Genomic DNA, 12,466 nt, shown 5'->3' with positions numbered 1-12,466 from the left:
GAGATGTTTTTCGCAATATTGTATGTTTGCCATTCAATCACGCAAGCTAACTGTAAAAGTGTCAGAATGTTATAATATATTTACGGAATATTACATGCTGTAATCTTTCTATACTATTTTTTGGTTGTAAAATATATTTTTTTTACCTTTGCAGCCATATATAATATTAAATAATAAGACATGGTTAAGAAATTCACCGAGCATAAAGGGCTCAACTTGACAGCAACTAATAATGAGGTGCTGGCAGAGTGGAATAAGAAAGATATTTTTCATAAATCAATATACGAGCGTGAGGGTTGTCCTCAGTTCGTTTTCTTCGAGGGTCCTCCGTCGGCAAACGGACATCCGGGAATCCATCATGTTCTTGCAAGAAGTATTAAAGACACGTTCAATAGATATAAGACGATGAAAGGATTCCAGGTTCATCGTAAGGCGGGTTGGGATACCCATGGTCTTCCGGTTGAACTGGGAGTGGAAAAGGAACTCGGAATCACAAAGGCTGATATCGATAATAAGGATTCAGAGAAATATATATCTGTACGTGATTATAATAACAAATGTCGTGAAAATGTGATGAAGTTCACGGCTGAGTGGCGTTTGCTCACAGAGAAGATGGGGTACTTTGTCGATCTTGATAATCCTTATATAACATACGATAACAAGTATATTGAAACATTGTGGTGGCTTTTAAAACAACTCTATAACAAAGATTTGTTGTATAAAGGCTATACAATTCAGCCATACAGCCCTGCTGCAGGAACGGGATTAAGTTCGCATGAATTGAATCAGCCGGGATGTTACAGGGATGTGAAGGATACTACTGTTACTGCGCAATTCAAGATAAAGAATCCGCGTCCTGAGTTATCTGAGTGGGGAACAGCTTATTTTCTAGCATGGACAACAACCCCATGGACTCTTGCTGCGAATTCGGCTCTTTGCGTTGGACCGAAGATCCATTATGTAGCAGTACAAACTTACAATGGATATACCGGTGAGGCTGAGACTGTTGTTCTTGCTGAAGAGCGTTTGCTCGCTTATTTTAATGAGGCTGGGCGTGATGCGGATCTTGCATCATATAAGAAAGGCGACAAAGTAATACCTTGGAAGATAATTGGTCGTTATCTAGGACCGGAACTTGTGGGTATGGAGTATGAACAGCTCCTTCCGTTCATATCTCCACTGACGGATGGTGCCTTCCGCGTGATTTCTGGTGATTATGTCACAACTGAAGATGGTACAGGCATTGTACATATTGCACCGAATTTTGGTGCCGATGATGCTTTTGTGGCAAAAAAAGCGGGTGTGCCTCCTATTGTTGTTGTTGATAAAAAGGGACAGGAACGTCCTGTTGTTGATCTACAAGGTAAATATTTCCTGACAGAAGATCTTGATTCCGACTTTGTCGCAAATCATGTCAATGTGAAATTGTGGAATCAATACGCCGGGCGATATGTTAAGAATGCATATGATGATACTCTGACAGATAAAGATGAGACACTTGATATATCAATCTGTATGGATTTGAAAGCTGCTAATAAGGCTTTCAGAATAGAAAAACATGTGCACAATTATCCACATTGCTGGCGTACGGATAAACCGATTTTGTACTATCCGCTTGACAGCTGGTTCATACGTTCTACTGCAAAGAAGGATAGAATGGTTGAATTGAATAAGACTATTAATTGGCAGCCGGAGTCTACAGGTACAGGGCGGTTCGGCAACTGGCTTGAGAACCTGAACGATTGGAATCTTTCCCGTAGTCGTTTTTGGGGCACACCGTTACCAATATGGCGCGATGAGGATGGAAACGAAATATGCATTGGTTCTGTACACGAATTGTATGACGAGATAGAAAAGAGTGTTGCTGCCGGATTTATGCCCTCCAATACGCTCAAAGATCTTGGATTCGTCCCAGATGACTTCAGTAAGGAAAACTACGACCGCATAGATCTCCATCGTCCGTTTGTTGACGAAATAACACTTGTAAGTAAGAGTGGAAAGCCGATGAAGCGTGAGTCAGACCTTATTGACGTATGGTTTGATAGTGGTTCTATGCCTTATGCGCAGATACATTATCCGTTTGAGAATAGGGATAAGATAGATGAGAGAACTGCATTTCCCGCAGATTTCATTAACGAAGGTGTGGACCAGACTCGTGGATGGTTCTTTACGCTTCATGCTATTGCCACAATGGTGTTTGACAGTGTTGCATTTAAGAATGTTATTTCCACAGGACTTGTGCTCGATGCAAAAGGTAATAAGATGAGTAAGCATGTAGGTAATGTGACCGATCCTTTTGAGATGATCGAGAAGTACGGTACTGATGCTGTGAGATTCTATATGATGACTAACTCTGAACCATGGGATAATCTGAAGTTCAATCCGGAGGGAGTGGATGAAGTGCGCCGTAAGTTCTTCGGAACATTGTATAACACATATTCATTCTTTGCTCTTTATGCTAATGTTGACGGATTCGATTATAGCGGGGAGGATGTTAAGATGGAAGAACGTCCAGAAATAGACAGATGGATTCTGTCCGTGCTTCATTCTCTTATAAAGAATGTGGACGCTGAAATGAATGATTATAATCCGACAAAAGCCGGACGCTTGATAGAATCTTTTGTTAATAATGACTTGAGCAATTGGTATGTTCGTCTTAATAGAAAACGTTTCTGGGGCAAAGAAATGAGCACAGATAAACTGAGCGCATATCAGACATTGTATACATGTTTGGAAGTTGTTTCCAAACTGCTTGCGCCGTTTGCGCCATTTTATTCTGATCAGTTGTTCATGGATTTGATAAATGTAACAGGAAAAGAAAAGGTTGAATCTGTACATCTTTCTGATTATCCTGTAGCAGACGAGAAGTTTATCGATAAGGAACTTGAGGCAAGAATGAGTATGGCGCAGAAGATCACATCTATGATTCTTGCTTTACGGCGTAAGGTTAATATTAAGGTGCGTCAACCTTTGAAAGCTATTATGATACCGGCTGTTGACGTAGAACAGAGAAGGCATATAGAAGCTGTAGAGGCGCTTATATTGAACGAAGTGAACGTCAAGAGTCTCAAATTTGTGGAAGGTTCGGATGTGCTTGTTAAGAAAGTCAAGTGTAACTTCCGTACTATGGGAAAGAAGTTCGGCAAACTGATGAAAGGTATTGCTGCTCAGGTAAGTGGACTTACTCAGACTCAGATATCAGAATTCGAACACAACGAATATGTTGAGTTGGATGTAGAAGGTAACAATGTGAGGGTAGAACTGACTGATGTTGAAATAATAAGTGAGGATATCCCGGGATGGCTTGTTTCAAATGAAGGTAATCTTACTGTCGCATTGGAGATAGAACTTACTGATGAGTTGAGAAAAGAAGGTATTGCACGGGAACTTGTCAACAGAATCCAGAATATGCGCAAGGACAATTCATACGAGATAACAGACAGAATAAATGTGGTTGTTTCTCCTGGTGCAAATACTGATGCTGCCATATCTCAGTATGCTGATTATATAAAAAGCCAGATTTTGGCTGATAGTATAAGCATTGCCGAGAATGATGGTATAACTGTTGATTTCGATGATTATAAATTGAATATCAAAATAGAGAAAGCCAATATTAAGTAATACTGCAACCTATTCGGAAACTTTAAAACTATTGATTTATGGCAGAAAAAACACGTTATACAGACAGTGAACTTGAAGAGTTCCGCGAGATAATAAATGAGAAGCTACGTCTTGCGCGTCGTGATCAGAGTGCTATGATGAAACAGCTCATGAATGCCGATGGTAATGATGTCGATGACACATCACCTACATATAAGGCGCTTGAGGAAGGCAGTGCATCTCAGTCTAAGGAAGATTTGGTGCAAATGGCAAATCGTCAGCAGAAATTTATCCAAGGGCTTGAAGCTGCATTAGTTAGAATAGAAAATAAAACATACGGTATAGATCGTATAACAGGAGAATTGATCCCCAAAGAGCGTTTGCGTGCAGTACCGCATGCAACACTCAGCGTGGCCTCAAAGAATGCGCGTAAGAAATGAAAATAAAGGGGATAAATCTTTCTGATGGACGATTATCCGTGTTGCTTATTATCGTGATTTTGATTATCGATCAGATAATCAAAATCACGGTAAAAACAAACATGTGTTTAGGAGAATCTATACGTATTACCGACTGGTTCTTTATAGAATTCATTGAGAACAATGGAATGGCCTATGGCATTACATTTTTTAATAAGCTGATATTAAGTTTATTCAGGATAGTTTTGATAGGTATTATTGCATATTATATAGGCAAGTTGGTAAGACGTAAGCATTCTACAGGATATGTTGTGTGTTTGTCCATGATTCTAGCTGGGGCTGCTGGAAATATATTTGACTCAATGTTTTACGGATTAATATTTGATGCATCAACACCGTTTGATGTGTCAAGTTTTGTTTCGTTTGGAAGTGGATATGCTTCGTTTTTGCATGGAAAAGTGGTTGATATGTTCTATTTCCCACTTATAGTAACCACATGGCCAGATTGGGTACCTTACTGGGGTGGTCATGAATTTATATTTTTTTCTCCAGTATTTAATTTTGCCGATGCATGTATAAGTGTTGGAGCTGTTATATTATTCTTATTCTATCGTAAAGAATTGGAAAGTATAAATGACGTCTTGTTCTGTGCTTCAAAGGCTGATACTGAAAAAAAAGAGGATTGTATTACTAATGAATGATTGGCAATAAACAGAAGGGTATGATAAATCGTCTTTCGTTTCCTTTCACAAAAGGTCTGATATGTTTTATATGTGTCGTATTTGGCCTTTTCTCGTGCAAGCCTTCGGTTGACAGTGATTATATACAACCGGATGAAATGGAGGATATATTGTATGAATATCATTTGGCTGAAGAAATTGTAAGGCTGAATGGTGGTGATACATTGACGATGCGATCGTTTAAGGCAAATATACTGGACAAATATGGTGTCTCTCAGGCCGAATTGGACAGTTCTTTGCTGTATTATAGTAGACATACCAAGCTTCTGCATGATATATATAAGAATTTGGCAGACAGATTTACCAATGAAGCTGCAGCCCAAGGTGCGTCTGTAAGTGAGATGAATAAATTTGGAAATCTTGCTTCAAGTTCCGACACTACAGATATATGGGATAGAAGGAGAATGTTGGTGCTTTATCCGCATGAGGCATCAAATATTTATCTGTATAAGATTAAGGCTGATACCGCCTTTCATAAAGGTGATAAGATAATTCTCGATTTTGATACACGATTTATATATCAGGATGGAATGAGGAGTGCTGTGGCGTTGTTGGCATTGAAATTTAACAATGACAGTGTTGCATCACGTACTATAAATATTACATCAACATCGCGTTATCATTTGCAGGTGGAGGATACTAGAAATCTTGGTATAAAGGAGATTACTGGATATTTTCTAGTAAATGATAATAAAGCCGCTTCTTCAACAACTCTCAGAATGCTTGTGGTGTATAATATAAGATTGATAAAGATGCATCAGAATATAATGCCATTGGTACATAAAAACGATAGCATCCGGATGGTTAAGAACGATTCTGCGGTACATACGAAACTGCATCCGTCCAATACTCCTGTGAATGCGTCCCAAAAGAGATTTGATAGGACAGTTGTACGTCCTATAGATGAAAGGATTTTGCCTGCAGAGTTGAAGAAAAAATAATAATGAGGAAGAGAAGGCGCTTTGCAGCAAATCGAGTAATTTTCGAAAATACCACAATTGTAAATGGTATTGTAGAGATTGATGAAGATAAGGTCGTCGATTTTTATGAATTGACTGAAGAACTTGCGCATACAGAATGGATCGGGGGAACAATAACGTTGATTCGTAAAGATGATAATCTTATTGCGTATAAGGATAATAAAATATTAAGTAGTATAGAGTATTAAATTTAATTTTAGAGAATATGTTAAGTGTAAACGAATTGGAAGAACGTCTTATTGATCTTGCCTTTGCCGAAGATATAGGTGATGGAGATCATACTACATTGTGTTGTATACCGGAGGATGCAATGGGAAAGTCACATCTTCTTATAAAAGATAATGGAATATTGGCCGGTGTAGAGATTGCAAAGAAAGTATTCAACAGATTTGATCCAACAATGTCTGTTGAAGTCCTTATAAAAGATGGAGAATCGGTAAAAACTGGTGATATTGCCATGGTCGTTAAAGGAAAGGTACGTTCATTGTTGCAAACAGAACGTCTTATGCTTAATATCATGCAGCGTATGAGTGGTATTGCAACAATGACAAATAAATATGTGAAACGTATAGAAGGTACCAAAACGCATATTCTTGATACGCGTAAGACTACGCCTGGTATGCGTATTCTTGAAAAACAGGCTGTTTTTATTGGTGGAGGAGTAAATCATAGAATAGGATTGTTTGATATGATTCTGTTGAAGGATAACCATATAGATTTTGCTGGTGGTATAGAAAATGCGATAAATCGCTGTCATGAGTATCTGAAAAATAAAGGCCTTGATCTGAAAATTGAAATTGAAGTTCGTTCTTTTGAAGAACTTGAACAGGTAATTTCTCATGGTGGAGTTGATCGAATAATGTTGGATAATTTTTCGGTAGAGGATACGAGGAAAGCTGTAAAAATAATTAACGGAAGATACGAAACAGAATCAAGTGGCGGTATTACTTATGATACAATACGTGATTATGCAGAATGTGGTGTTGACTTCATTTCTGTTGGCGCATTAACTCATTCTGTAAAGTGTTTAGATATGAGCTTTAAAGCTTGCTGATGTTCTTTAGTATATTATTATCAATTATAAGTTTTTTCCCGCCAGTGAATTATAATATTTCATTGGCGGGAAATTTTGGTGAGCCACGTGTACATCATTTTCATGGTGGTATTGATATAAAAACAGACCGTGTAGAAAATAAGGCTGTTTTATCTATAGGTTCCGGATATGTATCAAGAATTGTTGTTGGAAAGTACGGTTTGGGAAAGGCTGTATATGTGAAGCATCCGGAAGGATATATTAGTATGTTCTGTCATTTGAATGCATTTTGTCCTAGGATAGAGAATATTTTAAGAAAAAGACAACTTAAGAACAAGAATTGTAATATAGATCTTGTATTATCTCCAGGAGAATGTCCTGTTGCAAAAGGACAGTTAATTGCTGTTAGTGGAAATACTGGTGCAAGTAGTGCGCCACATATTCATATGGAAATGTATGATTCTGAAGGGGGAGATATGATAGATCCTCTGATATTTCTTGGGAAATATATAAAAGATAAAAAAAGTCCTTTGGCACACGGTTTTATGGTATATCCTCAAGATGGAGAAGGGGTCTTTTGTGGATCTTCAAGAAAACAAAGCATATCGTTGTCTTCTGTAAACAATGAAAATAAATATTCTGCTTGGGGAAAAATAGGATTTGGTATTTGGGCAAATGATTATATGGATGGTGCATATAATAGATATGGGGTCTGTAAAATTCAATTGGTGGTTGATGGGAAAACGGTTTTTGAAAGTAATGTTGACAGGGTTCCACAGAATATGACACGTATTATGGATTATTGTGGTGATTATGAACATTTTATAAAAACCGGTATATGGTATATGAAATCTTATGTGGAACCAGGAAATCATTTGCCGATATATGACATAGATAGTAATAGAGGATATGTGATATTTAAAGAAAAGCGTGATTATCATATATCATATATTATTACTGATTTTTGGGGAAATAGTAATAAGTATAATTTCGTTGTAAAAGGAGTGCCTTATAAAAATTTGAGGAAACAACCGTCCAATCAATTTTGTCGCATATTATGGGATAGAGTCAATAATATAAAATTTTCCAATGTGCAGTTAACTCTAAAACCATATTCGTTAACTCAAAATAAAACAATCTTTCCCATTGAATATAAGCAATCGGAAAAGCTATCTCATCGGTATTCGTTCAATGGAATGTCATTGCCACTTATCAGATACGCGAGAATATCCATAAAATGTAATAGAAGTGTAAAAGATAAAAATAAGCTGTATATTTCGAATAGTTATGGCATTCCGCGTAATTTTGGAGGAAACTACAAAGATGGTTGGGTAACTGGTTTTATACGTGATATAGGGGATTGCTATGAAATAAAATATGACGATACTCCTCCTGTAATAGTTCCAGTAAAAAAAGAAACATGGACCTTTACTCAGACTGTAAGATTTCATATTTATGACAATGGGTGTGGTTTAAAACAATGTTATGGATATATTGATAATAAGCCTGTTGTATTAGATGGAGTATCTAATAAAGGTTTATATGTATGCAATCTAAAAAAATATATCATTAAAACCAACAAAAATCACAAAATGGATATTGTTGCAATTGATAATAAAAATAATAAAAAAACATATACTGTACAAGTAAAATATTAGGAATATGAGAAAGTTTATAATTTTGTTTATGTTATTCTTAAGTGCATCAATTACATATTGTTGTACAAGTTTCATTGTCGGAAAGAAGGCAAGTGTAGATGGTTCTGTAATTTGTACATACAATGCTGATGACTATGGTATGTTTATCGGACTATGCCATTATCCGGCAGCTAAACATGCAAAAGGGGAAATGCGTAAAGTATATGACTGGGATACAAAGGAATATCATGGTGAGATTCCTGAAGCATCTGAAACATATAATGTTATTGGAAATATAAATGAATATCAGGTTACGATAGCAGAAACTACATATGGGGGACGTGAGGAAATGGTTGATACAACAGGAATCCTTGATTATGGTTCTCTTATATATATAGCACTCCAGCGAAGTAAAACAGCACGTGAGGCTATAAATATTATGACAACTCTTGTAAATAAATATGGATATTGTTCAGAAGGTGAAACTTTTACAATTTGTGATCCTAATGAAGCATGGATAATGGAAATGATGGGTATGGGGCCAGGATCAAAAAAGGCAGTTTGGGTAGCATTGCGTGTACCGGACAATGCAATCTGTGCTCATGCAAACCAAAGTCGTATTGGTAAATTTAATATGAAGGATAAAGAAAATGTCTTATATTCGAAGGATGTTATAAAATATGCTAGAAAACAAGGGTGGTTTACTGGACGCGATGAGGACTTTTCGTGGAAAATGGCGTATGCAAAACCTGATTTTCAAGGAAGAAGATTCTGTGAAGCACGAGTATGGAGTTTTTTCCGGCATTTCAATAATGATTTTGATAGATATTTACCTTGGGCGTTGGGAGAAGATCCAAATGCTGTAGATATGCCTTTGTGGATTGTTCCGAACAGAAAAGTAAGTGTACAGGACATAGAACAATGTATGAGAGATCATTATGAAGGAACCCCATTGGCAATTGATTCAACTGATATTGGAGGCGGAATATGGCAAATGCCATACAGACCTACGCCATTAACATATACGGTTGATGGTAAGACTTATTTTAATGAACGTCCGACAAGTACACAACAAAGTGGTTTTTCATTTGTTTCTCAGATGAGATCTTGGCTTCCACGTGAAGTTGGTGGGGTATTGTGGTTTGGTAATGACGATGCAAATATGATAGCATATACTCCAATATATTGTGGCAATACAATCCAGCCAGAATGTTATAATACGCCAGGTGCTGATGCGGTTACATTTTCTGATAAAAATGCATTTTGGGTGTGTAACTGGGTGAGCAATATGGTTTATCCAAGATATAGTATGATGTTCTCATCATTAAAAGTAGTGCGTGACAGTTTGGAAACAGATTATTTTAGTAACCAGAAACAAATTGAAGCCAAAGCGTTAGAGCTATATAACTCAGACAAAAAAACAGCAATAGAATATCTTAATGATTACAGTAATAATAAGGCACAAGAGATGTTGGATAGATGGAAGAAACTTGCTGTATATTTAATTGTAAAATATAATGATATGACAATCAAGCCTGAAGAGAACGGTGTTTTCAAAAGGACAAAAACTGGAAATGGGGAGAGGGTTGAACGTCCCGGATTTCCAGAAAGCTATGCAAGGCAATTAGTCAAGATAACAGGCAGCAAATATAAAATGCCAGAATAATTAATATAAACAGGTAAAGAAATCTTTACCTGTTTCTTTTTAATCAGACGCATGAGGTCTTAAATATCAATATTTTTTATTATTTTTGCATTATAAAATATTTTATTCTGATTACCGCGGTATAATATCATAATGACAAATGGGAATATTCGGACTTTTTAATAAGAAAAAAAAGGATATACTGAATGATGGCCTTGAGAAAACCAAGTTTAGTGTATTTAATAAGTTGACTAGAGCAATAACGGGAAAGTCAACAATAGATGATGATGTGCTGGATAATTTGGAGGAAGTATTGATAACTTCAGATATAGGTGTAGATACTACTCTGAAAATAATACATCGTATACAAGAACGTGTGGCTCGTGATAAATATGTTTCTACTTCGGAATTAAATGAGATTCTAAGAAGTGAAATAACTGAGTTGTTGACAGAAAACAACAATGGGGATAATGATGATTGGGAATTACCGCAAGATCATAAACCATATGTAATACTTGTCGTAGGTGTTAATGGTGTTGGCAAAACAACAACTATTGGAAAGTTAGCATATCAATTCAAGAAAGCTGGTAAGAAAGTTTATATTGGTGCTGCAGATACATTCAGGGCAGCGGCAGTAGAGCAGATTTGTATCTGGGGAGAACGTGTCGGAGTTCCTGTTATAAAACAACAAATGGGTTCTGATCCTGCTTCAGTAGCATATGATACACTGTCTTCTGCAAAAGCGAATGGGGCAGATGTTGTTTTGATAGATACTGCAGGACGACTTCATAATAAAATAGGATTGATGAACGAATTGAAGAAAATCAAGGATGTAATGAAGAAAGTTTTGCCAGAAGCACCAGACGAAGTTTTGCTTGTTTTGGATGGTAGCACAGGACAAAATGCATTTGAGCAAGCAAAACAGTTTTCTTCAGTAACACCTATCAGTTCTCTTGCCATAACAAAGTTGGATGGTACGGCCAAAGGTGGTGTCGTAATAGGAATTAGTGATCAGTTAAAGGTTCCTGTTAAATATATAGGATTGGGAGAATCAATGGATGCTCTTCAGTTATTTAACAAACGTCAGTTCGTGGATTCTCTATTTAATAAACAATGAGAAAAGGACAGATTGATTTTATTACAATGGGATGCTCAAAGAATCTTGTTGATAGTGAGATTCTTATGCGCCAGTTTGAAGCAAATGGATTTCATTGTACTCATGATTCAGAAAATATTGAAGGTGAAATCGTTGTAATAAATACCTGTGGATTTATAGAAGATGCCAAACAGGAAAGTATAGATACGATTCTAGAATTAGTCAAGGCAAAAGAGGAAGGCCGAATCCGCAAATTGTTTGTGATGGGATGTCTTTCACAGAGATACCAGAAAGAATTGGAGGTTGAGATACCGCAGGTCGATAAATATTATGGCAAGTTCAATTACAGACAATTATTGACAGATTTATGTAAAGGTGATGTAACAACATGTACTGGACAGCGCCATCTTACGACCCCGTCACATTATGCCTACCTAAAGATAAGTGAGGGATGCGACCGAAGGTGTGCGTATTGCGCGATACCCTTAATAACTGGACGGCATATAAGTCGAACTAAGGATGACATTTTGCAAGAAGTTAGAACTCTTGTTGCAGATGGAGTTAAGGAATTCCAAATAATAGCCCAGGAACTTACGTATTACGGCATTGATATTGACGGAAAACAACATATTGCAGATCTAGTTCACGATATTTCTGAAATAGAAGGCGTGGAATGGATCAGATTGCATTATGCATATCCTAATATGTTCCCCAAGGATTTGCTTGCTGTCATAAGAGAGAAGAAAAATGTATGTAAGTATCTTGATATAGCTCTTCAACACATATCAGACAATGTTTTGTCACGTATGCATAGAAATGTAACAAAAGAAGAGACGTTAAGGCTTATTTCTGAAATTAGAAAGAATGTCCCAGGTATACATCTGAGAACAACTCTTATGGTTGGTTTCCCCGGTGAGACAGAGTGTGATTTTCAGGAACTTATGGAATTCGTAAAATGGGCACGATTTGAAAGATTAGGTGTGTTTGCATATTCTGAGGAAGAGGGAACATACAGTGCTTTGCATTATAAAGATGATGTACCTTATGAGGTCAAGCAACAGCGTCTTGATGCTGTGATGTCTTTGCAGCAGGAAATAAGTGCTGAGATTGAAGCGCAGAAGGTTGGTAGTTCCATGCGTGTAATAATTGACCGTAAGGAGTCGGAGTATTATATAGGTCGTTCAGAATACTGTTCTCCAGAAGTTGATCCGGAGGTTTTAATAAAGTCGGATGAAGAACTTCATATAGGTTCATTTTATAATGTTAACATAATAGACAGCAACGAATATGATCTTTATGGAGAGATAATAAAATAA

10 protein-coding genes are annotated in these 12,466 nt (G+C 36.8%); all 10 read left to right on the top strand.

Features of this window, described 5'->3' with window-relative positions; translation table 11 throughout:
* Window positions 1-180 precede the first annotated feature (180 nt).
* Complete coding sequence (ileS, locus tag WKT13_RS09845; RefSeq protein ID WP_340323740.1) at window positions 181-3,621, top strand: isoleucine--tRNA ligase; 3,441 nt, start codon at window positions 181-183, stop codon at window positions 3,619-3,621.
* 38 nt (window positions 3,622-3,659) lie between these two features.
* Complete coding sequence (locus WKT13_RS09840; protein ID WP_298620754.1) at window positions 3,660-4,040, top strand: TraR/DksA family transcriptional regulator; 381 nt, start codon at window positions 3,660-3,662, stop codon at window positions 4,038-4,040.
* On the top strand, window positions 4,037-4,720 hold the full coding sequence (locus WKT13_RS09835) for a lipoprotein signal peptidase (protein WP_298620755.1): 684 nt from the start codon (window positions 4,037-4,039) through the stop codon (window positions 4,718-4,720). Before WKT13_RS09840 ends, WKT13_RS09835 begins: the two co-directional genes overlap by 4 nt.
* A gap of 20 nt (window positions 4,721-4,740) precedes the next feature.
* Entirely contained in the window at window positions 4,741-5,700 is a 960-nt protein-coding gene (locus tag WKT13_RS09830) for a DUF4296 domain-containing protein (RefSeq protein ID WP_340323739.1), read from the top strand.
* A gap of 2 nt (window positions 5,701-5,702) precedes the next feature.
* Window positions 5,703-5,927 carry a hypothetical protein gene (locus tag WKT13_RS09825; RefSeq protein WP_298620758.1) on the top strand — a complete coding sequence of 75 codons (225 nt, stop codon included), beginning with the start codon at window positions 5,703-5,705 and terminating at the stop codon, window positions 5,925-5,927.
* A gap of 17 nt (window positions 5,928-5,944) precedes the next feature.
* Window positions 5,945-6,793: a carboxylating nicotinate-nucleotide diphosphorylase gene (gene nadC / locus WKT13_RS09820; RefSeq protein ID WP_340323738.1), complete on the top strand. Its 849-nt coding sequence runs from the start codon at window positions 5,945-5,947 to the stop codon at window positions 6,791-6,793.
* Window positions 6,793-8,430: a M23 family metallopeptidase gene (locus tag WKT13_RS09815; RefSeq protein ID WP_340323737.1), complete on the top strand. Its 1,638-nt coding sequence runs from the start codon at window positions 6,793-6,795 to the stop codon at window positions 8,428-8,430. The genes nadC and WKT13_RS09815 overlap by 1 nt, the downstream gene beginning before the upstream one ends.
* Before the next feature lie 4 nt (window positions 8,431-8,434).
* Entirely contained in the window at window positions 8,435-10,075 is a 1,641-nt protein-coding gene (locus WKT13_RS09810; RefSeq protein ID WP_340323736.1) for a dipeptidase, read from the top strand.
* A gap of 139 nt (window positions 10,076-10,214) precedes the next feature.
* Entirely contained in the window at window positions 10,215-11,171 is a 957-nt protein-coding gene (ftsY, locus tag WKT13_RS09805; RefSeq protein ID WP_298620766.1) for a signal recognition particle-docking protein FtsY, read from the top strand.
* Window positions 11,168-12,466, top strand: coding sequence for a 30S ribosomal protein S12 methylthiotransferase RimO (gene rimO / locus WKT13_RS09800; protein WP_340323735.1), 1,299 nt, complete (start codon window positions 11,168-11,170; stop codon window positions 12,464-12,466). The genes ftsY and rimO overlap by 4 nt, the downstream gene beginning before the upstream one ends.

Source organism: Prevotella sp. HCN-7019 (assembly GCF_037890215.1).
Lineage (GTDB): Bacteria > Bacteroidota > Bacteroidia > Bacteroidales > Bacteroidaceae > Prevotella.
This window is presented reverse-complemented; position numbering and strand designations above follow the sequence as displayed.